Origin of the sequence: Methylobacterium sp. J-076 (assembly GCF_022829405.1) — a bacterium.
In the GTDB taxonomy this organism is placed as follows: Bacteria; Pseudomonadota; Alphaproteobacteria; order Rhizobiales; family Beijerinckiaceae; genus Methylobacterium.
Map to the genome: position 1 here is coordinate 119,178 of NZ_JAKSXW010000143.1, position 24,679 is coordinate 143,856.

Sequence of the window (24,679 nt, forward strand, 5' to 3'; positions counted from 1 at the left end):
TCAGGCCGCCTGGGGCGTGCCGAGCAGGTGGTCGAGGATGCGCCCTTCCAGGCGCGCGAGGTCGGGCTCGCCCCGGCGGCGCGGCCGGGGCACGTCGACCCGCAGGTCGAGGGCGATGCGTCCGCCCTCCATGACGAGGATGCGGTCGGCCAGCGCCACCGCCTCGCTCACGTCATGGGTGACGAGGAGGGCGGTGAAGCCCTGCGCCTGCCAGATGCGCTCGATCAGCTCCTGCATGCCGATGCGCGTCAGGGCGTCGAGGGCGCCCAGCGGCTCGTCGAGGGCGAGCAGGCCCGGCCCGCTCACCAGGGCGCGGGCCAGGGCGACGCGCTGGCGCTGGCCGCCGGAGAGGGTCGCGGGCCATTGGCCGGCCTTGTCCGCCAGCCCCACCTCGGCCAGCGCCGCCTGGGCCCGGTCCCGGCGCTCGGCGCGGGTGCCGAGCCCGGTCAGGCCCACCGCCACGTTGTCGAGCACGCTCGCCCAGGGCAGCAGGCGCGGCTCCTGGAACATGATCCGCTGGGACGGCGCCGCCCGGGGCGAGGTGGCCGCCCCGGCCTCCACCTGGACCCGCCCGGCGGTGGGCGTCTCCAGGCCGAGGATCGTCCGCAGGAGGGTGCTCTTGCCGCAGCCGGAGCGGCCGACGATGGCCGTGAAGCCGCCGGCCGGCAGGAACAGGTCGAGCCCGGTGATGACGGGGTGCCCGTCGAAGCTCTTGTGCAGGTCGTGCACGGTGACGGCGAGGCCGTGGGCGGGCTGGCGGCGGGCCGGCGCGACCGGCTCCCGGGGGGGCGCGTCGAGGGGCGCGGGGGCGTCCCGGCTCAGGGTGTCGAGCATCAGGCGCTCCTGTAGGCGGGGTTCCAGGACAGGCAGCTCCGTTCGAGCGCCCGGGTGAAGGTGTCGGCGAGCTTGCCGAGCAGGGCGTAGATGAGGATCGCCAGCACCACGACGTCGACGAGCATGAACTCGCGCGCCTGCATCGCCATGTAGCCGAGCCCGGAGGAGGCGGAGATCGTCTCGGCGACGATGAGCGTGAGCCACATGATGCCGAGCGCGTAGCGCAGGCCGACGAAGATCGAGGGCAGGGCGCCGGGCAGGACGACCCGGCGGAACAGCTCCGCCCGGGACATGCCGTAGACCCGGCCCATCTCCACCAGGGCCGGATCCACCGAGCGGATGCCGTGCAGGGTGTTGGCGTAGATCGGGAAGAACACCCCGAGCGCGACGAGGAACAGCTTCGCCTCCTCGCCGATGCCGAACCACAGGATCACCAGGGGGATCAGCGACAGGTGGGGCACGTTGCGCACCATCTGCACGGAGGTGTCCGTGAGCCGCTCCGACAGGCGCGACAGCCCGTTGGCGAGGCCCAGGACGAACCCGATGCCGCCGCCGACGGCGAAGCCCGCCAGCGCCCGCAGGGTGCTGACGCCGAGGTTGGTCCAGAGCTCGCCCGTCCGCCCGGCCTCCCAGCCGGCGCGGACCACGTCGAGGGGGGCCGGCATCACGCGGCTCGAGATGAGGCCGGCCGAGACCGCGGCCTGCCATCCGACGAGGATCGCCGCCGGCAGGAGCCAGGGGACCGTGGCGTGCCGTGCCCGCGAAAGGGAGAGGGTCATCGATTGTCCGCCTGTCGCTTGGGGTCGGCCCAGACCGCGTCGGCCACGCGCAGGGGCTTGGGCAGGAGGCCGAGGCTGCGGAACGCGTCGGCGACCCGCTGCTGGTCGGCCACCGTGGCGGCGTCCAGGGGCGCCACCCCGTAGGAGAGGCGCCCGAGCGCCACGCCGAGGATCGGCGCCGGGATGCCGACCGTCGGGGCGAGCTCGGCCGCCACCGTCTCGGCATGGCCGGCGGCCCAGGCATCGACCTCGCCGATGGCCTTCAGCACGGCCGAGACGATCTCGGGATGGGGGTCGGTGAAGCCCCGGCGCGAGAAGTAGAACTGGCGGTTGGGCGCGAGCCCCTGGCCGTCCGCCAGCACCCGCGCCCCCGTGGAACGCTCGGCGGCGGCGAGGTAAGGGTCCCAGATCGCCCAGGCATCGACGGCGCCGCGCACGAAGGCGGCGTTGGCGTCCGCCGGGGCGAGGAAGGCGAGCTTCACCCCGTCGTAGGGGACGCCGGCCTGCTCCAGGGCGCGCACCAGCAGGAAGTGGACGTTCGAGCCCTTGTTGAGGGCGATGGTCCGGCCGCGCAGGTCGGCGACGGTGCGGACGGGGCTGTCCTTGGGCACCAGGATCGCCTCGCCCCGGGGGGCGGGCGGCTCGGCGGCGACGTAGCGCAGCTCCGGGCTCGCCGCCTGGGCGAAGATCGGCGGCGCCTCGCCGGCCGAGCCGAAATCGATCGCCCCGGCGTTCAGCGCCTCCATCAGCGGCGGGCCGGAGGGGAACTCCGACCATTCCACCGCCACGCCCAGGGGCTGGAGGGCGCGCTCCAGGGTGCCGCGCCCCTTGAGGAGCACGAGCGATCCGTACTTCTGGTAGCCGATGCGCAGGGTGCTTCCTGCGGCGCGGGCCGGGCGCAGGGCCGCCGCCGCCGCGAGCCCGAGGCCGCCGGCCATGAGGAGGCGACGGCTCGGGCCGGCATGGGCCGGGAAGGGCGAGGCCAGGGTGCGGGGGGGTCGATCGGTCATCGTCGGTCAGCCGTTGCGGTCGGGGGCCGTCCAGACCGCATCCGCGACGCGGATCGGGCGGGGAATGAGCTTGAGGGAGTGGAAGCGGTCGGCGATCGCCTGTTGGGCGGCGACGACGCCGGGGTTCATCGGGCCGATCACGTAATCGGTCCGGTCGACCGCCCGCCGCGTGGCGGCGAGCGGCACGCCGGTGCCCTGAGACAGCAGCGCCGCCACCTCGCCCCGGTTCTGCGTGCACCATTGCGCCACGTGGCCCAGCGCCCCGATCGCCGCGGAGAGCACGGCGGCCTTCTGCTCGGCGAGCGCCCGGCTCGCGAGGAAGAAGTTGTTCTGCCGGGCGATGTCGTTGGCGGTCGCGAGGACGCGCACGCCGTCGCCGGCCTCCGCGATGGCGAAGTAGGGGTCCCAGATCGTCCAGGCGTCGATGCTGCCCCGGGCGAAGGCGGCGGCCGCGTCGGCCGGGGCGAGGGTCACCGGCTCGATCTCCGCATAGGTCAGCCCCGCCTTCTCCAGGGCCGCCACGGTGAGGTTGTGGGCGCTCGACGCCTTGGCGAAGGCGACGCGCTTGCCCCTCAAGTCCGCGAGGGACCGGATGGGCGAGCCCTTCGGCAGCAGGATGCCGGAGCCGGAGCCCCCCGCTTCCTGCGCGGCGGCGTAGACGAGGGGCGATTTCGCCGCCTGCGCGAAGATCGGCGGCGCGTCCCCGGTCTGGCCGAAATCGATCCCGCCGAGGGAGAGGGCTTCGAGCAGCGGCGGCCCGAAGGAGAACTCCACCCAGGTGACCTGATGGCCGAGGGGATCCAGGGCGGCCTCGATCGCGCGCTGCTGCTTGGCGACGACGAGGATGCCGTTCTTCTGGTAGCCGATGCGCAGGGTGTCCGCCCCGGCGGCGCGGGCGGCGTGCAGGGCCGGCAGCGCGGCGAGCCCGGCCAGGAGCGTGCGTCGGTGCAGCATCGTCCCGATCACCGGGCCGCTGCGAGGGCGGCCGGTGCCGCGGTGCTCGCCCGGTGGGCCAGGAGGTCGGCGAGGAAGCCGCCGGCCAGGGCCGCCCGCTCGCGCACGCCCCCGTCGGTCAGGGCGCCGTCCGTGAACTCGGCGTCCGAGGCGTAGACGCTCACGGGGACCTGGAGGGCGCCGAAGAACCCGAACAGCGGCCGGAAGGAATGCTCCACCACCAGGGCGTGGCGTGGGCCGCCCCCCGTCGCGGCGATGGCGACGGGCTTGCCGGCCAGGGCCTGGGGATCGACGAGGTCGAACAGGTGCTTGAACAGCCCCGTGTAGCTGCCCTTGTAGACCGGCGAGCCGACGACGAGGCCGTCCGCCGCCTCGATGGCCTCGATCAGCCGGCGGGCCGGCAGGGGAAGCTGGTCCCGGGTCCAGGCGGCGCCGAGGCCGGGGCCGGCATCCACGAAGTCGAACACCCGCGCCTCGACCGCGCCGCGCGCCCCTGCCTCCCGGACGATCGTCTCGACGAGGGTGCGCGTCTTGGACGGACGCTGGACGTTCGCACTCAGGCCGACGAGTCTCGGACGGGTCATCGCGGGGTCTTTCCGGTGGGTCTGGCCGGCGGGAGGCGCGCAGGCCGAACGGTTCGGCCCACACCCGGTGTCACCGGTCCAAGTTGTTGCCCTAAAGGGTGGCGCCGGGTCGCCCGCGGGTCAATAAAATGCTCTTTCAAAGATCGCGGCTGCGCCAGACGATCTTTCCGCATCGGCGGGAGATAAAGGAAAACGCTGCGCCGTCCGCCGGGAGACGCGATGAAAATGTTCGATTGAACTCAAAATGACGGGTGGCGGGGCGAAGAATGCTTTCGCGTGCCATCCGCCGGGGCGAAAAAGATCGCGCCCCGGCCGCGTTGCGGAGACGAAACCAGTGCCGCGGTCCCCCCGCCGCGGTCGCGCTGAAGGCCGGGCCACCCCGTCAGGGGGCGACGCGCACCACGAGCTTGCCGAAGTTGCGGCCCTTGAGCATCCCGATGAAGGCCTCGGGGGCGTTCTCCAGCCCCTCGACCACGTCCTCGCGGTAGCGCACGCGGCCCTCCTGCAACCACGCGCCGACGTCCCGGCGGAAGTCCTCCGCCTGGGAGGCGAAGTCCCACACGATGAAGCCCTGGATGTGCAGGCGCTTGGTGAGCACCATGCGCATCAGCGCCGGGCGCTGGTCGGGGCCGGGGGGCACCTCGGTGGCGTTGTAGGCCGAGACGAGGCCGCAGACCGGCAGGCGGGCGAAATCGTTCAGCAGCGGCAGCACCGCGTCGAACACCGCCCCGCCGACATTTTCAAAATAGACGTCGATGCCCTGTGGGCAGGCCCGGGCCAGGGCCTCGGGGAAGTCCGGGGCGCGGTGATCGACGGCGGCATCGAAGCCGAGTTCCTCGGTCAGGTAGCGGCCCTTGTCGGCCCCGCCCGCGATCCCCACCGCCCTGGCGCCCTTCAGCCGGGCGATCTGCCCGACCAGGGAGCCGACCGGCCCCGCCGCCGCGGCGACCACGACGGTCTCGCCGGGCTTGGGCCGGCCGATGTTCAGGAGGCCGGTATAGGCGGTCATCCCCGGCATGCCGAGGATGCCGAGCGCCGTCGAGGGTGCCGCCGCGCCGGGGTCCACCCGGCGGGATCCCTTGCCGTCCGTGACGGCGTAGTCCTGCCAGCCGGCGAAGGCCGTCAGCAGCTCCCCGACCCGGTAATCCGGGTTGTTCGAGGCCACCACCTCGCCCACCGTCTCGGCGGTGATCGGCGCCCCGATCTCCACCGGCGCGGCGTAGGATTTCGCCGCGCTCATCCGGCCGCGCATGTAGGGGTCGAGGGAGAGCCACTTCGTCCGCAGCAGGACCTGGCCGGGGCCCGGCGTCGGGACGGGCACCTCCTCCAGGCGGAAATCTGCGGGCTTCGGCTCGCCGTGCGGACGGGCGGCCAGGACGATGCGGCGGTTCATGGCGGCCATGGTGGTTTCCTGTGGTCGGGACGGATCGGGTCGGCCCCCCGCATCTGGGGCGCCCGGGCGCGGGGGCAAACCGGGGCCGCGGCCCGGCGGGACACGAAGGGTTAAGCCTACCGGCCTATCACCGTCCGGTGCCCGGCCGCCCGTCCGGCCGTCCTCCGAGAAGCCCGCGAAGTCGCTCGATCGATGACCCGTGAACAAGTCGCCACCGCGCTCCGCCGCCTCGTCGCCTCGCAGGTCGAGGATATCGAGCGGGCGGTTCGCGATGGGCACAAGACCATCGCCCTCAACGAGCTGGCCGACCTGAACCGCCAGCTCAAGGCCTTCGCCGCCGCCCTCAAGAAGGCCCCCGCGCGGATCTGACCGCCGGCCCGGGCCCCGGCGCGGCCGGGGCTAGCGCTGCATGGCTTCGGCCTCGCACTGGGCGTAGGCCGAGCTCGCCTTCACGTAGGCGTTGAGTTTCTGAAGGTAGGCCTCGGCCAGGGGGCGGAAGGCCTGGGCCTGGGCGTTGAAGGTCTTGGCCGCGTCGTTGTAGCTGTAGGCCTCCCAGCCGGGGCAGCCTTCCTTGGTGTCGAGGCAGGCGGGCTTCGGCGGCAGGGACGGCTTCTGGGGCCGCTCCCCCGTCGCCGGGGGGACCGGGGCGGTGCAGGAGGCGGCGGCCGGGGTCGGCGCCGCCGCGGCGGGCTTGGCCGGGGTGGGCGCCGCCGGCTTGGCGGGGGGCGCCGCGAGCGCCGCCGCAGGCGACAGGATGAGGGCGAGGAGAAGCAGCGGGCCGCGCGTCATCCGAAAAACTCCGCAATCGTCCCGCGGGGAGGGCGGGCGACCGGGCGGGTTCTGCGGCATCGCGACCCCGCCGACAAGCGCGGCCTCACACCTCGGGCGCCAGGGGGGCGGCCGTCCGCGGGGCCTGCCGGGCGGGTGCCCGGCGGGCGGAGGTCCCCCGCCCCCGCAGGTCCCGGACCAGGGCTGCGGCCGGCAGGGCGAGGCCCACGGCCAGGACCCACCAGGCCGGCCGGATCGGGCCCGACAAATCGAGGTTGGCCGAGAGGACGAGGTCGGCCGGGACGCCGCTGGCGAGCCCGTACCACGCCGCCTCGAGCGCCGCCGTCAGCAGGGCGGCGCACAGCGCCAATAGGAGCAGCGCCCAGGGGCGCTCGGGCGCGTGGACGCGCCGCATGATGCGCCAGCCCATCAGCAGCAGGAACACGCCCGTCCAGAAGACCGGCGCGGAGACGTCGATCTTCGCCTGCAGGAAGTAGTGGACGAGCCCCAGCACCGTGATCGTGTAGGCGAGCCGGTGCAGGCGGTGCCAGTTCGGCCCCATGGCGCGGATCGCCCGGTCCGTCGAGGTGGCGCCCAGGGCGATCAGCCCGGCGAGGGCGACGAAGCCGATGGTCAGGTAGATCCGCAGGGCGATCTCCGAGACCACCTTCACGAGGTCGAAGTTCTGGTCGGCGACGTAGAGGGCGAGGTGGGCGAGGGCGTAGGCCATCGCCGTCACCCCGAGCATCCGCCGCACCAGGATCAGCCGCGGCCAGTCGGCGATGCGGCGCAGGGGCGAGATGGCGAGGCTCGCCAGGAGGAACCGCATCGCCCATTCGCCGGTGCCGTGGATCAGGGCGGTGACGGGCTTGGCGCCCAGCGCGTCGAGCCGGTAGGCGGCGGCCAGCTCGCAGGCCGGCGCGAGGCAGGCGAGGAAGATCGCGAGCTTCAGCCAGGACAGGCGGCCCGCCCGGTCGAGCCAGGGCCAGGACCGGAGCGCGGGCCGGGAGCCGGGGGCGGTGCGCGGCGGGGCCGGGTTTGCGGTGTTCGTCATCGGGCTCGGCACGGGGGCGGCGGGAAGGGGAACGGTCCGGGAGCGATCCGGTCCCCTCGCAGGGGCAGTTCGCCGCGCCGCGCCGGGCGGTTACGCGGCGGCGCGGTTGACGCGGCTCATCCCCGGCGGAGATAGATCGGGCCGCGCCCACCAGACGGACCACGCCATGCAGTACCGCCATCTCGGCCGTTCCGGCCTCACGGTCTCGCCGATCTGCCTCGGCACCATGATGTTCGGCGGGCCGACCGACGAGGCCGATGCCGGCCGGATCGTCGCCCATGCCGGCGAGGCCGGGGTCAACTTCATCGACACGGCCAACGTCTACACGGAGGGCCGCTCCGAGGAGATCACCGGCCGCCTCATCGGCCCCGCCCGCCACCGCTGGGTGCTGGCGACGAAGGTCTCGACCCCGGTCGGCCGCGGGCCGAACGAGGGCGGCCTCTCGCGCGTCCACGTGATGAAGGCCGCCGAGGACAGCCTGCGCCGGCTCGGCACCGACTTCATCGACATCTACTACCTCCACAAGGAGGACCACGGCACGCCCCTCTCCGAGACGGTGAGGGCGATGGCCGACCTCGTCCGCGCGGGCAAGATCCGCTACTTCGGCGTCTCGAACCACCGGTCCTGGCGGGTGGCGGAGATCTGCCGGCTCTGCGACGAGGCGGGGATCGACCGCCCGGTGGTGAGCCAGCCCTACTACAACGCCCTCAACCGGATGCCGGAGACCGAGCACCTGCCGGCCTGCGCGCATTTCGGGCTCGGCGTCTTCCCCTACTCGCCCCTCGCCCGCGGCGTCCTCACCGGCAAGTACGATCCCGACGCCCCGCCGCCGGAGGAGTCCCGCGCCGGCCGGTCCGACACGCGGATGATGCAGACCGAGTGGCGCCCGGAATCCCTGCGCATCGCCCGGACCTTCCGGGCCCATGCGGAGGCGCGGGGCCTCTCGGCGGGGCAGTTCGCCACGGCCTGGGTGCTCAACAACCGCCTCGTGACGGGTGTGATCGCCGGCCCGCGCACCCTCGCGCAGTGGGAGGATTACCTCGGCGCCCTCGACTACGCCTTCACCGCGGAGGACGAGGCCCTGGTGGATGCGTCCGTCGCCGTGGGCCACCCCTCGACCCCCGGCTACAACGATCCGGCCTATCCGATCGAGGGGCGGCTGCCGCGCTCGGGCAGCCTCTGACGCGGGCCGGCTCAGTCGCGGCCGAGGCGCAGGCGGAGGGGCGCGGCCCCCGGCGGCGTGGCCGCGGCCTGCGGCGCGTCGGCGGGGCGGGGCGTCGCCGGCCTCCGGTGGAGCGCCCGGATCCGGTGTCCGGCCCCGGCCCGGCCCGGTGCCCGCGCGTGGGCGGCGGGGGTGAGCTGAGCGGTCTGGGGCGGCTCCCGCGGGGTGCAGCCCGCCGTCGCCGCGGCCAGGAGCCCGGCGAGGCCGAGGAGGACGGGGCGTCGATGCATTCGGGTCACTGGGGGAGGCGGCGAGGGGCGGGGGCGGCTCAGGACGCCCTGGCGAAGGCCATGCGCGGGCTGGGCAGCAGGGCCCGGCTCGCCTCGTCGAAGTCCGAGAGCCAGTCCTCGACCACGACCGCGCGCCGGTCGGCGGCCAGGGCCCGCTCCTCGGCCCGCCTCACCCGGGCGTCGGCCCGGGCCTGGATGGCCTCGACCCGCGCATCCGCCAGGGCCTGGATCTCCAGGGACTTGGCCTCGACCTGGGCCTGCGCCTTCGCGACCAGGGCCTTGTACTTCTCCACGTCGTCCAGGGCCTGCCGGAGGTCGCTGGCGAGCGCCTCGTAGGCGGCGTTCTGCCGGCGCAGGCGGGTGTCCTGCTCCTGGGCGGCGGCGCCGGCCGCGGAGATCGTCTCCACCAGACCGGTCCAGTCCGAGACTTGGTGGCGTTCCGGGGGGGCTTCGTCCGCGGGCGCCGGCCGCGGGGCGCGGACGTGGGCGCTGCGGGTGGGGGCCTGGGACCGGCGCCGACGCGGCGCCGTGACGATGGTGGCGGCGATGCGGGCGTCGAGCTGATCCCAGAACGCGTCGTCAATCCCTGCCATCCTGGTCCCCTGTCCCTGTGGACCGTTACGCCACGGCGGCGCGGCCGATGCTCGTGCGGATCGCGGCGGCTTCGGCCGATCCGGGGGCGAACTCGGATTCGATCGCCTCGGCGACGCGCCGCAGCCAGCCCTCGGCGGCCTCCGCCCGCTCCTCGGCGACGCGCGCCCGGTCCTCGGCGGCCTTGATCAGGGCGTTGGCCTGGACCTGGATGTCCCGCGTCCGCTGCTCGGCCGCCTGCACCTGGCCCCGGGCCGCATGCATGTCGGCCCGGACCTGGTCCAGCAGTTCCTGGGTGCGGAACTCCTGCTCCTGGGCGCGGTCCTCGACGTCGCGGATGTAGCTCGCCGCGTCGCGCACCCGCTCGAGCAGCCCGGTCATCTTCTCCGCGCTCGGAAGGCCCTCGCCATGGCCCTTGTCCAGCGTCTTCCCGGCCGTGTTCAGCAGCAGGATCTTCTTCACCTGCTCGGCATTGGCGAACTTCTTCCCCTTGTCCATGAGCGAACTGACGGTGGGGTTCTGCTCGTAGCTGAGGTCGTCCATCGGTCCCAGTCCCGTGTGTTCCCTGTTGCGTGGGTCTCCGGAGCGGTCCGGGGACGGTGAGGGGACGGCTCAGAGGCCGGTATGGACGCCGGTCAGAAGGTTCTTGGCGGCGTTGTCGATGCGCTGCAGCCACTTCTCGGCGGTGACCGCCCGCAGGTTGGCGGCCCGGGTCTTCTCCTCGGCGATCTTCACGCGGCCGTCGGCCTCGTTGCGGATCGAGCGGATCTGGGCCTCCGCGGCGAGGCGGATCTCCTGCACCTGGGCGTCGGCCTCGGCCTGGATCCGCTGGACGCGGGCATCGGCCTGGAGCTGCGTCTCGGCGGCCTGCTTCTCGAACAGCCGCAGGCGCTGGTGGACGTCGCGGAGCTCCTTCTGCAGGTCCTGCAGGGTCTCCTTGTAGGATTTGGCCTGCTCCTTGACCCGCGAGCGCTGCTCGTCGGCGTAGCCGGCCATCCCGTTGATGATGTCGAGGGTCGTGGTCCAGTCGGCGAGATCCTCGCCGGCACCCGGATCCAGTTCGGCCGCGGCCGAGTACTGCGGGGGCGCCAGGGGACGGGCGGGTTCGACCGACACGTCCAAGGTCTCCTTCTCGCCGATCTCCTCACGCGGGGGTGAGGGATTGTCGAGACTCGACTTGAGAACCAGAATTTCAGCGCTTCTTTGATCAGGAATAGCGTCGAGCCCTTCCGCAAATTGATTCAAAATTTGCGACCAGGGAGTGCGCGCAGTCACCGCCATGTTTCTGCCCTCCACACGAAAACTTAATCTATCAGCATGTGGACCACGCCCATGGTTAATGCGCAGTTAATAGGGTGGTGAGGGGTAAGGCTTTTCTAATGTGTCCTGCCCGGCATTAACATGTGAAGGGCTGAAATTGCCCGGTCGAGGGAACGGTCCAGTTGTTCGCCCGGCGCTGCACTGCTCGCTCAGACCGGCGTGTGGCCCCCAGCAACCCAACCTATAGTGGTTCAATCGCCCGGTTCTCGACAGCAACCGGGAAGGAATGCAACTCCGCCGGGCACAATTCCCCGGTCCCGGACGCGGCGTTGGCCATCCGGTCACCGCGGGGCGGGAGATGTCGTTGCTTGCGCGGACGGCGCCGTGGCCGCTGACGACCCGGACCAATACTGAGTTCCAGCGCTATCCCTGAGGCCGTCCCCGGGCCGATCCCGCGGGCGGAACGACCGGGAAAAAAAGACGAGCGGCGCGGGCCGGATCAGCGCCCGGGGGCGCGGCCGGCGGGGGGGGCGGCCCGGTTCGGGCGGGAGGCGAGCCAGACGACGTGCCGGGCCCCGCGCCGGCCGCCCGACCGGGGCCTTACCTCGTCCACCACGAACCCGCCGTTCTGGAGCCGCGCCTTGAACTTCCGGTCGGGCCCGCCCGACCACACGCCGAGGACGCCGTTCGGGCTGAGCGCCCAGAGCGCCCGCTTCACGCCCCAGCTGTCGTAGAGCCGGTCGTTCTCCCGGCGCGTGAGGCCCTCCGGGCCGTTGTCGACGTCGAGCAGGATCGCGTCCCAGGCGCCCTGACCCGACTGGATCAGGCGGTTCACGTCCGCCTCGTGCAGGGCGACGCGGGGGTCGTCCAGGCATCCCTTGAAGACGCCGGTGAGCGGGCCCTTCGCCCAGGCGATGACCTTCGGCACCAGTTCGGCCACGGCCACGTGGGCGTCAGGCCCCAGGCTCGCCAGCGCCGCGCGCAGGGTGAAGCCCATGCCGAGCCCGCCGATCAGCACCCGCGGGGCGCGCAGGCCGGCGAGGCGCTCGCAGGCCAGCACCGCCAGCGCCTCCTCCGAGCCGCCGCGGAAGCTGTTCATCAGCTCGTTCGACCCGGCGAAGATCGAGAATTCCTGGCCCCTCTGCATCAGCCGCAGCGGGGCGTCGCAGCCGGGGACGGGGCCGGTGTCGATCTCGATCCAGGGAAGCACGGTTCACTCTCACGCCGCGCGAAGGGCGGCTCCGGGTCAGGCCGCGCGGCCTGCCTCGCAGACGAGGTAGATGCTCGCGCAGAGGTCGGGATAGACCTGTCCGAGCGCATAGCACCCATCGAGGTAATCCTGCGAGACGATATCGGTCTTGAGCAGCGCGTCCCACTGGAAGTTCGCGAGCGCCTTGAAGAAGATTCCCGAGCGGTGGACGACGCGCAGGCCCGCCGCCACGGTGTCGCGCTCCAGGGTGTCGAGGGCGTAGGTGCGGCGGTGGCCGTGCTGGCGCTCGGCCTCGGTGACGGCGCTGTGGTGCGGGATCAGGCCCATCCGCACGGCGATCTGCCGGGAGGGCGCGTTGGCGTTCGGGCAGGCGACGAGGAGGCGCCCGCCTTCGGCGAGCCATTCGTCGTTCACCCGCCGCAGCACCCCGACCGGGTCGTCGAGATGTTCGAGGACATGGGTGAGCACCACCGTGTCGAAGCGGCCGGGGAGGGCGGCCTCCTCGAAGGTGGCATGGGTGATGATCGCCGCACCGCCGAGTCGCTCGCGCGCGGCCTCCACGGCCTCGCCGGAGGCCTCGACGCAGGTGATGTCGGAGAAGTGCGGCGTCAGGCGCCGGGTGAAGTCGCCCCGGAAGCTGCCGAGTTCGAGCAACCGGCCCGGCCGGAAGAACGGCGCGAAGGCCCGCACCATGTAGCCGTGCATGACGTCGAAGTCGAAGTCGTAGGCGTAGCGGTGCCCCTGCACATCCTGCGCCTCGCGGTCGAAATCGCGTGCCCCGGTCATGGTTCGATCCTCGTCGCCGTGCAGATCCCGTTTGAACCGTACTCTCAAGACGTTACGTCATCCTTCGAGGCCCACTCCGGCCGGGAAGGGTTGGCCTCCCCTCGCCCCGCCTGCGGGGAGAGGGGAAAGCCGCGACTGTCCGGCCGGACTCTCGGGAAAGGGTCACGTGAGACACGAGGGCCGAGACTTACCCCAGCAGCCGCGCCGCGCCGAAACCGAATCGCCCGAACGCATCGCCGTTGTAGAGGAGGTACGTGGCCCCGTCGCAGGTGAAGGCGTTCGGGTAGCATTGCATCGCCCCGTCCCACTCGCCCGGCACGCTCGGCAGGCCGAGCATGGCATCGTCCCGCGTCCACGTGGCGAGGTCGTCCGACCACGCATGGCCGAGCCGGTAGCCCCGCGACGGATCGGTGCGGAAGCCGACCTGCTCGCGGTAGCAGAACACCATGTGGTGGCGCCCGTCCCGGTCGAAGACGGTGGGCAGCGCCTGGCATTCGGTGGGGCCGAGGCGGTCGGGCACGATCCGGCGCCCATCCTCCTTCACCCAGGCGATCCCGTCCGCCGAGGTGGCGTGGCCGATCTTGTAGACCCGCTCGGCCTCCGCGCCGGGCGCGGGCCGGGTCCATTGCGTGCCGAAAATGTACCACATGTGGAACCGGCCGCCGATCACCCGCACGATCCCGTCGCCCACGAGGAAGGGCTCGTTCAGGGTGGCCGAGAGCACCGGCCCGGCGCCGTGCCGGGTGAAGGTGAGGCCGCCGTCTCGGCTGATGGCGAGGCCGATCCCGGTCTCGACCGAGACCGAGACGCGGCGGCTCCATCCGGTCGTGTAGCCGTAGACCGTCCCGTCATGGGCGAGCACGGTCATCGGGAAGATGCCGTGCTCGTCGAAGGTGCCCAGCCCGCCGGGTTCGATCACCGGGCTCCGGCTGACGCCGAGGACCGCCGAGAGGTCGCGGGTGAAATCCGCGAAGGCGACGAGGCTGCGGTACTTCCCGTCCGGATCGCGGCTGCGGGTGGAGACGTAGACCCTCACGCGGTCGTCCAGCACCAGGGCCTGCGGCCCCTGCGCGAACGCGCCGATGCCGAAGGGCAGCGGATGCGCCCGAAGGTCGAAGACGAGGCCGAGCCTGTCCCAGCGCATCGGCGTCACCCCATCGGCCCGTCGAGGACGGCGAGGCCGAAGCCGCCGCGCCCGACATCGTTGCCGAGATAGGCGAGGTAGGTCCGGCCATCGACCGTGAAGACGTGCGGATAGCTCACCATCTGCGCGTCCCACCCCTCCGCCGAGACGTCGATACCGGCGCGCTCGTCGGCGCGGGTCCATGTCACGAGGTCGTCGCTCCAGGCGTAGCCGATGCGGTAGCCGCGTTCATGGCCGCGGTAATCGGTGCTGTACCGGTAGCAGAAATGCATGTGGTAGCGCCCGTCCGCGAAGAAGACGTCGGGGCTCGCCTGCGCCTCGTCGGGCTCGATCCGGGGCGGGATCAGGTCGTGGCCCGCCTTGGTCCAGGTCAGCCCGTCGGGGGAGGTCGCCATGCGGATGCGATAGACCGGCTCGGCCCGGCCACCATGCATCGTCCAGCTCCGGCCGGCGATGTAGAACAGATACCACGTGCCGCCGAAGATGCGGACCTTCGGCCCGCTCATCACGAAGGGCTCGTCCGGGCCGTAGGGCAGGATCGGCCCCGGCCCCAGCCGCTCGAAGCGCACGCCGCCGTCATGGCTCACGGCGCAGCCGATGGCGGTGTTGAAGGGCACCGATTCGCAGCGCGTCCAGCCGGCGTAATAGGCCCGCACCTCGTCCCCGTGCCGGATCACCGAGACGGGATAGACGCCGAACTCGTCGAAGGCGCCGGTCTGCCCCAGGGGCAGGATCGGCGCCTCGGCCACGGCGCGGATCGTGAACAGGTCGGCCCGGTCGAGATCGACATAGGCGCTGTGGCTCACGTATTGCCCGGCCGCGTCGGCGGGCGGGCGGCAGGAAAAGTAGATCCGCACCACGTCGCCGCAGATCAGGGCGCTCGGCGCCTGTGCGAATTCCTTCAGCCAGGGCCGATCCCGGACCGTCATCGGGTCGAAGACCCGGCCGAGCTTGCGCCAATGCGGCACGTCGTTCCCCCTGTCGCGACGGCGCAGACTACCCGCGCGGCCCTTGCGGCGGAAGGCGAATGACCGTAAGTAACGGACATCATTTCTGATGGCAGTCGCGAGGCTGCGGTTCGGAGTGGGCCCCCGGGCCCGCTCTTTTTTTTGGCCGCGACCTCGCCCCCCGATGCGGGCTCTTGCGCGTAACTCCCATGGCCGAATCTCCCTCCGATCTCACGGAACCACGCCTCGCCGGCGAGAGCGGCGTCGGCGCGCAGGTGGCGCGGGTCGTCGAGGGCCCGTTGCAGGGCCTCGGCTACCGCCTCGTGCGGGTGAAGGTCTCGGCCCAGAACGGCTGCACCGTGCAGATCATGCTGGAGCGGCCGGACGGGACCTGCACCATCGACGATTGCGAGGCGGCGAGCCGCGTCCTGTCGCCGATCCTCGACCTCGACGATCCGGTGGGTGTGGCCTACCACCTCGAAATGTCCTCGCCGGGGATCGACCGGCCGCTGGTGCGGGTCTCGGACTTCGCCCGCTGGGCCGGCCACGAGGCGAAGGTCGAACTGGCGGTGCCCCTGGACGGGCGGAAGCGCTTCCGGGGCCTGATCGGCGTGCCGGATGCCGAGGGCAGGACGGTCCCGATCGACCTGCCCGACGTGAAGGAGGGCCTTCCGAGCCGGATCGTCCTCCCCCTGCGGGACCTCGCCGACGCGCACCTCGTCCTCACGGACGAGCTGGTGCGCGAATCCCTGCGCCGGGGCGGCCCGCCGGACGAGGGCGACGCGGCGGACGAGACGGATGAGCCCGAGGCCGAGGCGCCCCGCCCCGCGCCGCGCAAGGCCGCCTCACCGAAGGCGAAGCCGGCGGGCCGGAAGCCGGGGGCCGCGAAACCGGGCGCCGCGAAGCCCGCCCGCGGCGGGCCGAAGCAGCCGGTCCTCACCAAGGCCGCCCGGCTCAAGGGTCGCGACGAGCCGCTCTGAGATTGTTTTCGAATCCGGTCCGCGCGCCGAGGGGCGCCGGGCATGATGACCTGTGAAGAAGGACCTGAACCGATGGCCGTCGTCAGCGCCAACAGGCTCGAACTCCTCCAGATCGCCGACGCGGTCGCCCGCGAGAAAGTGATCGACCGCGGCATCGTCATCGAGGCGATGGAGGAGGCGATCGCCAAGGCCGCCCGCTCCCGCTACGGCGCGGAGACGGACGTCCACGCCGAGATCGACTCGAAGAGCGGGGCGCTGCGCCTCTCCCGCCACCTGCTGGTGGTGGAGCAGGTGGAGAACGACGCCCGCGAGATCACCCTCGATCAGGCCCGCCGCTTCAACCCCGGCGCCCTGGTGGGCGACGTGATCTCCGACACCCTGCCGCCCTTCGATTTCGGCCGCGTCGCCGCCCAGTCGGCCAAGCAGGTCATCGTCCAGAAGGTCCGCGACGCCGAGCGCGCCCGGATGTTCGACGAGTACAAGGACCGGATCGGCGAGATCCTCAACGGCGTGGTCAAGCGCGTCGAGTACGGCAACGTCATCGTCGATCTCGGCCGGGGCGAGGGCATCGTCCGCCGCGACGAGATGATCCCGCGCGAGACCTTCCGCCCCGGCGACCGGATCCGCTCCTACCTGTTCGACGTGCGCGCCGAGGTCCGCGGGCCGCAGATCTTCCTGTCGCGCTCGCACCCGCAATTCATGGCCAAGCTGTTCGGCCAGGAAGTGCCCGAGATCTACGACGGCATCGTCGAGGTGAAGGCGGTGGCCCGCGATCCGGGCTCCCGCGCCAAGATCGCGGTGATCTCCCGCGACGGGTCGATCGATCCCGTCGGCGCCTGCGTCGGCATGCGCGGCTCCCGCGTCCAGGCGGTGGTGGCCGAGCTGCAGGGCGAGAAGATCGACATCATCCCCTGGTCGGAGGATCAGGCGACCTTCATCGTCAACGCCCTCCAGCCCGCCGAGGTGGTGAAGGTGGTGCTGGACGAGGAGGCCGACCGCATCGAGGTGGTGGTGCCCGACGACCAGCTCTCCCTCGCCATCGGCCGCCGGGGCCAGAACGTGCGGCTCGCCTCGCAGCTCACCGGCTGGGACATCGACATCCTCACCGAGGCCGAGGAATCCGAGCGGCGCCAGAAGGAGTTCGCCGAGCGGACCCAGATCTTCATGGAAGCCCTCGACGTGGACGAGACCGTGGGCCAGCTCCTCGCGGCGGAAGGCTTCCGCTCGGTGGAGGAGATCGCCTTCGTCGAGACCGGAGAATTGTCCAACATCCAGGGTCTCGATGAGGAGACCGGCGCCGAGATCCAGGCCCGCGCGCAGGATCACCTCGCCCGGATCGAGCAGGAGCACGACGACCGCCGCCGGGAACTCGGCGTTTCGGACGACCTGCGCGAGCTGGAGGGCATCACCACCCCGATGATGGTCGCCCTCGGCGAGAACGACGTGAAGTCGGTCGAGGATCTGGCCGGCTGCGCCACCGACGACCTCGTGGGCTATGTCGAGGGCCGCGGGCCGGAGGCCGTCCGTCATGCAGGCTTCCTCGACGGGTTCGAGCTGTCGCGGGCCGAGGCCGAGGCGCTGATCATGACCGCCCGCGTCCATGCGGGCTGGATTGAGGCCCCCGCCGAGCCCGAGGAGACGGAAGAGGGGGAAGAGGGCGCCGAGGCCGACGCCGAGGTGGCCGATTCCTCGCAGGACGAGTCCGCCGAGCAGCGGACCTGACAGGGGTGAGGCGGGCGCCGATCCATACGCTCGCGGGCGCGCCGCCCTCGCGCGGGCAGCGGAGCGATCCGGGGACCGGCGACGTCCGCAGACGTCCCGCGTCCCTGGGGCGCCCCTCCGCGTGCGCGATTACGGCAGGGTGCGGAAGGGGTGCCGCAGCATGACGGTGGCCGTGGACAGCCTCTCCGACCAGGAGCCAGAGATCGGGGATGCCCTCGATTCGGGACCCGACCATGCGGGGCCCGGCCGCCGGGCGCGGACCCGCACCTGCATCGTCACGCGGGTGGCGCAGGCCCCCGAGGCGATGATCCGCTTCGTCCGCGGGCCGGACGGGACGGTGGTGCCCGACCTGCGCGCCCGGCTCCCCGGCCGGGGCGCCTGGGTCAGCGCGAGGCGCGACGCCGTGCAGACGGCGCTGCGCAAGAACCTGTTCTCCCGGGCCTTCAAGGGGCCGTCCCCGGCGGGGGCCGACCTGCCCGACCGAATCGCCGAGGCCCTGCGCGCCGATTTTCGACAGGCCATCGCCCTGGCCAACAAGGCGGGCAACGTCGTGGCCGGTTTCGGCAAGGTCGAATCGGCCATCGGATCGGATCCGGGGGTCGCGGCGGTGATTCATGCCAGTGAAGCGAGCCCCGACGGCCGCAGAAAGATTGCCGCCGCCTTGATGCGGCGCCATGGACAAGCCATATCAACCATCCCGATCGTCGATGACTTGTCCGAGGACGAATTGGACATGGCCTTGGGTCGGGATCATGTGATACACGCTGCGCTCGTCGCAGGAGCCGGAGCTGCCGGCTGCCTGTCACGTTGGCGTCGGCTACGATCTTTCGAGGGCGCCGCCACGGCGACCGAGGAGCCCGATCCTGTCTGACGCGGCGGGATCTTACGAGCCCCACGAGACGACACGAGTTTGACTGCGCATCCGGTGCCGCCGGGGTGCAGTCCACGGTACGAATGGTAACCCCCAGGGTTCTGACTGGATGAGTGACACGAACAACCCGGGCGACAAGGTGCCGGAGCGGGAATCCCGCAAGCCGTTGTCCTTGAAGCGCCCGATCGAACAGGGTGTGGTGCGGCAGAGCTTCTCCCATGGCCGCACGAAGCAGGTCATGGTCGAGACGGTGAAGCGTCGCGTCGGTGCCCCCGCGGCGCCGGCCAGGGATGCCGCGCCCGCCGCCCGCCCCGCGCCCAGCGTCCGCCCGGTCGGCGGAGCGGCCGCCGCGCCGCCGCGCACCCCGCAGCGTCCCGCTGCCGGTGGCGTCGTGCTCCGGACCCTGAGCGAGCAGGAAAGCGCGGCCCGCGCCGCCGCCCTTGCCGACGCCCAGCGCCGGGAGGCCGAAGGCCGCCGCAAGGCTGAGGAGGAGGCGGCCGCCAAGCGCGCCGCCGCCGAGGCCGAGGCCCGCCGTCAGCGCGAGGAGGCGGAAGCCCGTCGCCGCGCCGAGGAGGAGGCCGCCCGCGCCGCCGCCGAGGCCAAGGCCGCCGAGGAGGCTGCCCGCAAGGCCGCCGCCGAGGCGCAGGCCGTCGCTGCCGCCGAGGCCGCCAAGGCCGCTGCCGCCGCGCCTCCTGCTCCGGCACCCGCCGAGCCGGCTCCCGCCGCCCCCGCGCCCGTCGCGGCGGCTCCGGTTTCCGCTCCGGCTCCGACCCAGGCCGCGGCACCCACCGCTCCCACGCCGGCCCCCGTGCAGGTGCAGGCTCCGGCCGCGGCGCCCCGCCAGCCCGCCGCGCCGGCCCGCCAGCCGGCGGCTGCGTCCCGTCCCACCGCGGCGCGTTCCGCCGGCCCGGCCGCCCGGACCGGCGAGGCGTCCGCACGCCCGGCCGCCCCGGCGCCGCGCCCGGCCTCCAACGAGCCGCGCAAGATCCTCACCGCGGACAACCGCAAGCCGCGGGACCTGAACTTTATGGCCCGCCCGGCCCCCGCGCCGGAACCGGAGAAGTCGGCGACGCCGACCACCGCCGCCCGCCCGGCCGGTGCGGCCACGGCCCGCCCGGCCGCCGGCCGCGGTGCCCAGACCAACGACGACGAATCTGAGACGAAGCGGGTGATCCGGCGGCCCGGCATGCCGCTCAAGATCATCACCCCGCCCAAGACCCCCAAGGGTCCGGGTGGCGACCGCAACCGCGGCCGTCTGACCATCGCCAACGCCACCGCGGGCGAAGACGAGCGCACGCGCTCGGTCGCCTCGTTCCGCCGCCGCCAGCAGCGGATGAGCGGCCGTGGCCAGGTCGAGCAAAAAGAGAAGCTGTCCCGCGAAGTGATCATTCCCGAGACGATCACCATCCAGGAACTCGCCAACCGCATGTCGGAGCGGGCGGTGGACGTGATCCGCATGCTGATGAAGCAGGGTCAGATCCACAAGATCACCGACGTGATCGATTCGGACACCGCCCAGCTCATCGCCGAGGAAATGGGCCACACGGTCCGCCGCGTCGCCGAGTCGGACGTCGAAGAGGGTCTGTCCTCGGACGAGCCGGATCTGGAGGAGGATCTCGATCCCCGTCCCCCGGTCGTCACGATCATGGGCCACGTCGATCACGGCAAGACCTCGCTGCTCGACGCGATCCGCAAGGCCAACGTCGCCGACGACGAGGCCGGCGGCATCACCCAGCACATCGGCGCCTACCAGGTGGCGTCGCCCTCCGGCGACCTCATCACGTTCATCGACACCCCCGGCCACGCGGCCTTCACCTCCATGCGCGCCCGCGGCGCCAAGGTGACGGACATCGTGGTGATCGTGGTGGCGGCCGATGACGGCGTCATGCCCCAGACCATCGAGGCGATTCAGCACGCGAAGGCTGCGAACGTCCCGATGATCATCGCGATCAACAAGATCGACAAGCCGGATGCGAACCCGCAGCGGGTGCGCACCGAGCTGCTGCAGCACGACATCCAGGTCGAGTCCATGGGCGGCGAGACCCTGGAATTCGAGGTGTCGGCCAAGACCAGCGACGGGCTCCCCGAGCTCCTCGAAGGCCTGCAGCTCCAGGCCGAGATCATGAACCTGCGCGCCAACGAGAAGCGCGACGGTGAAGGTACGGTGATCGAGGCCCAGCTCGACCGCGGCCGCGGCCCGGTGGCGACGGTGCTCGTGCAGCGCGGCACCCTGTTCACCGGCGACATCGTCGTGGCCGGCGCCGAATGGGGCAAGGTCCGCGCCCTGATCGACGACCTCGGCGACAACGTGCAGTACGCCGGCCCGTCGGTCCCGGTGGAGGTGCTGGGCTTCAACGGCACCCCCGATGCCGGCGACCGCGTGATCGTGGTCCCGACCGAGGCCCGTGCCCGCGAAGTCACCGAGTACCGCGCCCGCATCAAGCGGGAGCGTGCGGCGGCCCGCACCGGCGGTGCCAACCGCTCGCTCGTGGACATGATGCGCGAGATCAAGGAAGGCTCGAGCCGCAAGGAACTGCCCGTCCTCATCAAGGGCGACGTGCAGGGCTCGGTGGAAGCCATCGTCGGCGCGCTGGAGAAGCTCGGCAACGACGAGGTGGCGGCCCGCATCCTGCTCTCGGGCGTCGGCGGCATCACCGAATCGGACATCACCCTGGCCCAGGCATCCAAGGCGGTGGTGATCGGCTTCAACGTCCGCGCCCACAAGGAGGCCCGCGAGGCTGCCGAGCGGGCCGGCGTCGAGATCCGCTACTACAACATCATCTACGACCTCGTGGACGACATCAAAGCGACCCTGTCGGGGATGCTCCCGCCGACGCTCCGCGAGGAGCGCCTCGGTTCGGCGACGATCCTTCAGGTCTTCGAGGTGTCGAAGGTCGGCAAGGTCGCCGGTTGCCGCGTAACCGACGGTGTCGTGGAGCGCGGCGCCCATGTCCGCCTCGTGCGCGACAGCGTCGTCATCCACGAGGGCAAGCTCAAGACCCTCAAGCGTCTCAAGGACGACGCGAAGGAGGTCACGAGCGGCCAGGAATGCGGCATGGCCTTCGAGAACTTCGAGAACATGCGCGCAGGCGACGAGATCGAGTGCTACCGGGTCGAGGAGATCCGCCGCACGCTCTGATCGTCCGGACGGACCGTCCGGACAGGGCGGCCGCGGCACCCGCCGCGGCCGTTTTTCTTTTCTTGGAGGCAGGGTCCGCCCATGCGGCAGCGGCCCTAGCGCGGGACCATGGCGCAGAAACCCACAACGACCGGCCCCTCCCAGCGCCAGCAGCGCGTCGCGGAACTGATTCGCCACGCGCTGGCCGAGGTGCTGCAGCGGGGCGACATCCAGGATCCGGTGCTCGGCTCGCACGTGGTGACCGTGCCCGAGGTGCGGATGTCACCGGACCTCAAGCTCGCCACGGCTTACATCATGCCCCTCGGCGGCCAGGACGAGGCGCCCGTGATCGCGGCCCTGGAGCGGCACCGGAAGGTGCTGCGCCAGGAGGTGGCCCGCCGGGTGAACCTGAAATACGCCCCGGAGCTGCGCTTCCGCCGGGACGAGACCTTCGACGAGGCTGCCCGGATCGACCGGCTCCTGCGCGACGAGCGTGTCCGCCGGGACCTGGACCCGGACGAAACGGATCAGGACGCCGATCATTGATCCGGTGACCCCGGGGGGCTGGCCCCTCCGGCGGGATGTCTGGGCGCCATGCCGGGAATCCCTCGCAGGGCTCCGTCCCTGCACGCGCAAAAGGACCTGTCCTTTTGAAACCTGTATCGATCACGCTCTAGGGCACAGAGGGACATGACGGTTTCCACCGACGATCACGCGCAGCCGCCGCCGGCCGGCCTGCCGGGCGAGACCCACGGCCAGGAGAGCCGTCGTCCCCAGGCCCGCGGCCCCCGGCCGGATCGCCCCAAGCGCAAGGACGTGTCCGGCTGGGTGATCCTCGACAAGCATGTCGGCATGACCTCGACTCACGCCGTGGCGGTGGTGAAGCGCGCCTTCAACGCCAAGAAGGCCGGCCACGCCGGCACCCTCGATCCCCTGGCCTCCGGCATCCTGCCCATCGCCCTGGGTGAGGCGACCAAGACGGTCCCCTTCGTCATGGACGGCCGCAAGGCCTACCGCTTCACCGTGTCGTGGGGTGTCGAGACCGACACGGACGACGCCGAGGGGCGCCCGGTCGCCACCAGCGACGCCCGGCCCGGGCGTGAGGCGGTGGAGGCGGCGCTGCCGGCCTTCGTCGGCGCCATCGAGCAGGTGCCGCCGCGCTACTCGGCGATCAAGATCCAGGGCGAGCGGGCCTACGACCTCGCCCGCGACGGCGAGATGGTGGAACTCGTGGCCCGCCCCGTCCAGATCGACCGGCTGGAGGTGGTGTCCCACGACGACGGGCAGACCGTCATCGAGGCCGAGTGCGGCAAGGGCACCTATGTCCGCGCGCTCGCCCGCGACCTCGGGCGGATGCTCGGCTGCTACGGCCACGTCGCCGCCCTGCGGCGCACCCGGGTCGGGCCGTTCGCCGAAGCGGAGTCCTGCGGGGTGGCCACCCTCACCGACGACGGGCCGGAGGCGGCCCTCGCCCACCTGCGCCCGGTGGAGACCGCCCTCGACGCCATCCCCGGCGTCGCCGTCTCCCGCGACATGGGCCTGCGCCTCATGCGCGGCCAGCCGGTGATCCTGCGCGGGCGGGACGCGCCGGTCTCGGGCAAGGCGTTCGCCACCTGCTCCGGCATCCTCGTGGCGGTGGGCGACGTGGAGCGGGGCGAACTGGTGCCGCACCGGGTCTTCCACCTCGGCGGCACGGCCCCCGGCCGGGCCTGAGGCGCGTCGGCGCACCCGGAACGAACGTTTTCCCGCCCTGTTGGCCCCCGGATCGAGTCCGGGGGGTGGGATGCTGGAACGCGTGTGCGACGTGGCGGTGATCGGCGCGGGAACGGCCGGTCTCGCCGCGTACCGGGCCGCCAGGGATGCGGGGGCGCAGGCCGTCCTCATCGAGCGTGGCCCCGGCGGCACCACCTGTGCCCGCGTCGGCTGCATGCCCTCCAAGCTGCTGATCGCCGCCGCCGAAGCCGCCCACAAGGCACGTCACGCCGACCTGTTCGGCATCCGGATCGGGTCGATGGCGGTCGATGGCGGGGCCGTCCTCGACCGGGTGCGCCGTGAGCGCGACCGCTTCGTGGGATCCGTGCTGGAGGGCGTGGACAAGATCCCCGGGGACGACCGCCTCGTGGGTGAAGCCCGCTTCGTCGATGGCCGCACCCTCGAGATCGAGGGGTCGACCCGCCTGCGATTCGGCGCCGCCGTGATCGCCATCGGGTCCAGCCCCGCCGTGCCGGCGCCCCTGAAGGGCCTGGGCGACCGCCTGCTCACCACAGACACGCTGTTCGAGATCCCCGCCCTGCCGGCCTCCCTGGCCATCCTCGGCCTCGGCGCCGTGGGGGTCGAGCTGGCCCAGGCGATGGCCCGCCTGGGTGTCCGGGTCACCGCGTTCGATTCCGGCGGGACCATCGCCGGGCTGACGCATCCGGACCTCGTCCGCGAGGCGGCGGAGATCCTGGGGGAGGAGTTCACCCTGCATCTCGGCGCCCGGATCGAGGGGGCGGAGCGCGCGGGCGAGGGCGTCCGGCTGGACTGGACCGACGGGGAGGGGCGAACTCACGCCACGCAGGCCGACTGCGTCCTCTCGGCGGCGGGCCGCCCCCCGAACGTGCGCGGTCTCGGCCTGGAGGCCACCGGCCTCGCCCTGGACGAGGACGGCCTGCCCGATTTCGACCGCCGGAGCCTCGTCTGCCGGGGGGCGCCGATCCTCATCGCCGGGGATGCCAACGCCTGGCGCCCGGTCCTGCACGAGGCGAGCCGCCAGGGGGGCATCGCCGGACGGAACGCCGCCGCCCTGGCGGCGGGGGGCAGCGTGGAGACGCCCGCGCCCTGGCCGGCCCTGGCGATGGTCTTCACCCATCCCCAGGCCGCGGCGATCGGTGAGCCCTACGATCCCGACGCAACCGGCCGGATCGGGGCACAGATGGATTTCGCCGATCAGGGGCGCGCGCGCACGGAGGGGGTCAATCGCGGCGGGATCCGCCTGTGGGCGGCGCCCGATGGCCGCCTGCTCGGCGGAGAGATGCTGGGACCTGCGGTCGAGCATCTCGCGCAGATCGTATCCAACGCCCTGCGCGATGGGCTGACCGTCCAGGCCATGCAGGACAGGCCAGTCTACCATCCGACCGTAGAGGAAGGCCTCTACACCGCATTGTCAGGAATGATACAAAAAACCAGTGATGCGAACGGAAATTGAACGACGCTCCCGAACAAGGAAAGAAACAACCGGCT

At 72.2% G+C, this 24,679-nt stretch carries 25 protein-coding genes; 9 read left to right on the forward strand and 16 right to left on the reverse strand.

Going from position 1 to position 24,679, the window contains the following annotated elements; all coding sequences use genetic code 11:
* From MKK53_RS20095 to MKK53_RS20120, 6 genes are all read right to left on the reverse strand, one after another.
* Positions 1-837 (reverse strand): ABC transporter ATP-binding protein, encoded by an 837-nt coding sequence (locus MKK53_RS20095; RefSeq protein WP_409564384.1) that lies wholly within the window; start codon positions 835-837, stop codon positions 1-3.
* The gene (gene ssuC / locus MKK53_RS20100; protein WP_243930527.1) at positions 834-1,613 is read right to left on the reverse strand and encodes an aliphatic sulfonate ABC transporter permease SsuC; all 780 of its coding nucleotides are present in this window, start codon (positions 1,611-1,613) and stop codon (positions 834-836) included. The genes MKK53_RS20095 and ssuC overlap by 4 nt, the downstream gene beginning before the upstream one ends.
* The gene (locus tag MKK53_RS20105) at positions 1,610-2,623 is read right to left on the reverse strand and encodes a sulfonate ABC transporter substrate-binding protein (protein WP_243930528.1); all 1,014 of its coding nucleotides are present in this window, start codon (positions 2,621-2,623) and stop codon (positions 1,610-1,612) included. The genes ssuC and MKK53_RS20105 overlap by 4 nt, the downstream gene beginning before the upstream one ends.
* 6 nt (positions 2,624-2,629) lie before the next feature.
* Positions 2,630-3,577 (reverse strand): aliphatic sulfonate ABC transporter substrate-binding protein, encoded by a 948-nt coding sequence (locus MKK53_RS20110; RefSeq protein WP_243930529.1) that lies wholly within the window; start codon positions 3,575-3,577, stop codon positions 2,630-2,632.
* 8 nt (positions 3,578-3,585) lie between these two features.
* On the reverse strand, positions 3,586-4,161 hold the full coding sequence (msuE, locus tag MKK53_RS20115; protein WP_243930530.1) for an FMN reductase: 576 nt from the start codon (positions 4,159-4,161) through the stop codon (positions 3,586-3,588).
* Positions 4,162-4,543: 382 nt separating this feature from the next.
* Positions 4,544-5,563, reverse strand: coding sequence for an NADP-dependent oxidoreductase (locus MKK53_RS20120; protein WP_243930531.1), 1,020 nt, complete (start codon positions 5,561-5,563; stop codon positions 4,544-4,546).
* Between the two features lie 183 nt (positions 5,564-5,746).
* On the opposite strand from MKK53_RS20120, the gene MKK53_RS20125 reads away from it, so the two are divergent.
* A complete protein-coding gene (locus MKK53_RS20125; protein ID WP_243930532.1) occupies positions 5,747-5,923 on the forward strand; it encodes a hypothetical protein in 177 nt (58 codons plus the stop codon).
* Between the two features lie 30 nt (positions 5,924-5,953).
* Here the strand turns inward: MKK53_RS20125 and MKK53_RS20130 are convergent, their stop codons facing one another.
* Positions 5,954-6,343 (reverse strand): hypothetical protein, encoded by a 390-nt coding sequence (locus tag MKK53_RS20130; RefSeq protein ID WP_243930533.1) that lies wholly within the window; start codon positions 6,341-6,343, stop codon positions 5,954-5,956.
* A gap of 85 nt (positions 6,344-6,428) precedes the next feature.
* Entirely contained in the window at positions 6,429-7,376 is a 948-nt protein-coding gene (locus MKK53_RS20135; protein WP_243930534.1) for a sulfite oxidase heme-binding subunit YedZ, read from the reverse strand.
* A gap of 166 nt (positions 7,377-7,542) precedes the next feature.
* Between MKK53_RS20135 and MKK53_RS20140 the strand changes: the two genes are divergently transcribed.
* Positions 7,543-8,559, forward strand: a complete 1,017-nt coding sequence (locus MKK53_RS20140; RefSeq protein ID WP_243930535.1) for an aldo/keto reductase — start codon at positions 7,543-7,545, stop codon at positions 8,557-8,559.
* Between the two features lie 11 nt (positions 8,560-8,570).
* Here the strand turns inward: MKK53_RS20140 and MKK53_RS25475 are convergent, their stop codons facing one another.
* The 8 genes from MKK53_RS25475 to MKK53_RS20180 form a co-directional block, all read right to left on the reverse strand.
* Positions 8,571-8,828, reverse strand: a complete 258-nt coding sequence (locus tag MKK53_RS25475) for a hypothetical protein (RefSeq protein WP_279599148.1) — start codon at positions 8,826-8,828, stop codon at positions 8,571-8,573.
* Positions 8,829-8,866: 38 nt separating this feature from the next.
* Positions 8,867-9,421 (reverse strand): hypothetical protein, encoded by a 555-nt coding sequence (locus MKK53_RS25480; RefSeq protein WP_279599149.1) that lies wholly within the window; start codon positions 9,419-9,421, stop codon positions 8,867-8,869.
* A gap of 25 nt (positions 9,422-9,446) precedes the next feature.
* Positions 9,447-9,962 (reverse strand): hypothetical protein, encoded by a 516-nt coding sequence (locus MKK53_RS20155; protein WP_243930536.1) that lies wholly within the window; start codon positions 9,960-9,962, stop codon positions 9,447-9,449.
* A gap of 69 nt (positions 9,963-10,031) precedes the next feature.
* Complete coding sequence (locus MKK53_RS20160; protein ID WP_243930537.1) at positions 10,032-10,535, reverse strand: cell division protein DivIVA; 504 nt, start codon at positions 10,533-10,535, stop codon at positions 10,032-10,034.
* 643 nt (positions 10,536-11,178) lie between these two features.
* On the reverse strand, positions 11,179-11,889 hold the full coding sequence (locus MKK53_RS20165; RefSeq protein ID WP_243930538.1) for a spermidine synthase: 711 nt from the start codon (positions 11,887-11,889) through the stop codon (positions 11,179-11,181).
* A 36-nt stretch (positions 11,890-11,925) separates the two neighbouring features.
* On the reverse strand, positions 11,926-12,675 hold the full coding sequence (locus MKK53_RS20170; RefSeq protein WP_243930539.1) for a class I SAM-dependent methyltransferase: 750 nt from the start codon (positions 12,673-12,675) through the stop codon (positions 11,926-11,928).
* A 187-nt stretch (positions 12,676-12,862) separates the two neighbouring features.
* Positions 12,863-13,819, reverse strand: a complete 957-nt coding sequence (locus tag MKK53_RS20175) for a hypothetical protein (RefSeq protein ID WP_243930540.1) — start codon at positions 13,817-13,819, stop codon at positions 12,863-12,865.
* 5 nt (positions 13,820-13,824) lie between these two features.
* Positions 13,825-14,787: a glycosylase gene (locus MKK53_RS20180; protein WP_243930541.1), complete on the reverse strand. Its 963-nt coding sequence runs from the start codon at positions 14,785-14,787 to the stop codon at positions 13,825-13,827.
* 188 nt (positions 14,788-14,975) lie between these two features.
* Between MKK53_RS20180 and rimP the strand changes: the two genes are divergently transcribed.
* From rimP to MKK53_RS20215, 7 genes are all read left to right on the forward strand, one after another.
* On the forward strand, positions 14,976-15,746 hold the full coding sequence (rimP, locus tag MKK53_RS20185) for a ribosome maturation factor RimP (protein ID WP_243930542.1): 771 nt from the start codon (positions 14,976-14,978) through the stop codon (positions 15,744-15,746).
* Positions 15,747-15,818: 72 nt separating this feature from the next.
* Complete coding sequence (nusA, locus tag MKK53_RS20190) at positions 15,819-17,468, forward strand: transcription termination factor NusA (RefSeq protein WP_243930543.1); 1,650 nt, start codon at positions 15,819-15,821, stop codon at positions 17,466-17,468.
* 160 nt (positions 17,469-17,628) lie between these two features.
* Positions 17,629-18,339 carry an RNA-binding protein gene (locus MKK53_RS20195; RefSeq protein WP_243930544.1) on the forward strand — a complete coding sequence of 237 codons (711 nt, stop codon included), beginning with the start codon at positions 17,629-17,631 and terminating at the stop codon, positions 18,337-18,339.
* Positions 18,340-18,448: 109 nt separating this feature from the next.
* Positions 18,449-21,478, forward strand: coding sequence for a translation initiation factor IF-2 (gene infB / locus MKK53_RS20200; RefSeq protein ID WP_243930545.1), 3,030 nt, complete (start codon positions 18,449-18,451; stop codon positions 21,476-21,478).
* A gap of 108 nt (positions 21,479-21,586) precedes the next feature.
* Positions 21,587-22,003, forward strand: a complete 417-nt coding sequence (gene rbfA, locus MKK53_RS20205) for a 30S ribosome-binding factor RbfA (protein WP_243930546.1) — start codon at positions 21,587-21,589, stop codon at positions 22,001-22,003.
* A 144-nt stretch (positions 22,004-22,147) separates the two neighbouring features.
* Entirely contained in the window at positions 22,148-23,170 is a 1,023-nt protein-coding gene (truB, locus tag MKK53_RS20210; protein ID WP_243930547.1) for a tRNA pseudouridine(55) synthase TruB, read from the forward strand.
* Between the two features lie 70 nt (positions 23,171-23,240).
* Positions 23,241-24,644, forward strand: coding sequence for a dihydrolipoyl dehydrogenase (locus MKK53_RS20215; RefSeq protein WP_243930548.1), 1,404 nt, complete (start codon positions 23,241-23,243; stop codon positions 24,642-24,644).
* The last annotated feature ends 35 nt before the right edge of the window (positions 24,645-24,679 follow it).

Bases quoted from the DNA above. Each gene is read 5' to 3' on its own strand.
- ssuC (WP_243930527.1), bottom strand. From the start codon at position 1,613: ATGACCCTCTCCCTTTCGCGGGCACGGCACGCCACGGTCCCCTGGCTC.
- MKK53_RS20105 (WP_243930528.1), bottom strand. From the start codon at position 2,623: ATGACCGATCGACCCCCCCGCACCCTGGCCTCGCCCTTCCCGGCCCAT.
- MKK53_RS20110 (WP_243930529.1), bottom strand. From the start codon at position 3,577: ATGCTGCACCGACGCACGCTCCTGGCCGGGCTCGCCGCGCTGCCGGCC.
- msuE (WP_243930530.1), bottom strand. From the start codon at position 4,161: ATGACCCGTCCGAGACTCGTCGGCCTGAGTGCGAACGTCCAGCGTCCG.
- MKK53_RS20120 (WP_243930531.1), bottom strand. From the start codon at position 5,563: ATGGCCGCCATGAACCGCCGCATCGTCCTGGCCGCCCGTCCGCACGGC.
- MKK53_RS20125 (WP_243930532.1), top strand. From the start codon at position 5,747: ATGACCCGTGAACAAGTCGCCACCGCGCTCCGCCGCCTCGTCGCCTCG.
- MKK53_RS20130 (WP_243930533.1), bottom strand. From the start codon at position 6,343: ATGACGCGCGGCCCGCTGCTTCTCCTCGCCCTCATCCTGTCGCCTGCG.
- MKK53_RS20135 (WP_243930534.1), bottom strand. From the start codon at position 7,376: ATGACGAACACCGCAAACCCGGCCCCGCCGCGCACCGCCCCCGGCTCC.
- MKK53_RS20140 (WP_243930535.1), top strand. From the start codon at position 7,543: ATGCAGTACCGCCATCTCGGCCGTTCCGGCCTCACGGTCTCGCCGATC.
- MKK53_RS25475 (WP_279599148.1), bottom strand. From the start codon at position 8,828: ATGCATCGACGCCCCGTCCTCCTCGGCCTCGCCGGGCTCCTGGCCGCG.
- MKK53_RS25480 (WP_279599149.1), bottom strand. From the start codon at position 9,421: ATGGCAGGGATTGACGACGCGTTCTGGGATCAGCTCGACGCCCGCATC.
- MKK53_RS20155 (WP_243930536.1), bottom strand. From the start codon at position 9,962: ATGGACGACCTCAGCTACGAGCAGAACCCCACCGTCAGTTCGCTCATG.
- MKK53_RS20170 (WP_243930539.1), bottom strand. From the start codon at position 12,675: ATGACCGGGGCACGCGATTTCGACCGCGAGGCGCAGGATGTGCAGGGG.
- MKK53_RS20175 (WP_243930540.1), bottom strand. From the start codon at position 13,819: ATGCGCTGGGACAGGCTCGGCCTCGTCTTCGACCTTCGGGCGCATCCG.
- rimP (WP_243930542.1), top strand. From the start codon at position 14,976: ATGGCCGAATCTCCCTCCGATCTCACGGAACCACGCCTCGCCGGCGAG.
- nusA (WP_243930543.1), top strand. From the start codon at position 15,819: ATGGCCGTCGTCAGCGCCAACAGGCTCGAACTCCTCCAGATCGCCGAC.
- MKK53_RS20195 (WP_243930544.1), top strand. From the start codon at position 17,629: ATGACGGTGGCCGTGGACAGCCTCTCCGACCAGGAGCCAGAGATCGGG.
- infB (WP_243930545.1), top strand. From the start codon at position 18,449: ATGAGTGACACGAACAACCCGGGCGACAAGGTGCCGGAGCGGGAATCC.
- rbfA (WP_243930546.1), top strand. From the start codon at position 21,587: ATGGCGCAGAAACCCACAACGACCGGCCCCTCCCAGCGCCAGCAGCGC.
- truB (WP_243930547.1), top strand. From the start codon at position 22,148: ATGACGGTTTCCACCGACGATCACGCGCAGCCGCCGCCGGCCGGCCTG.
- MKK53_RS20215 (WP_243930548.1), top strand. From the start codon at position 23,241: ATGCTGGAACGCGTGTGCGACGTGGCGGTGATCGGCGCGGGAACGGCC.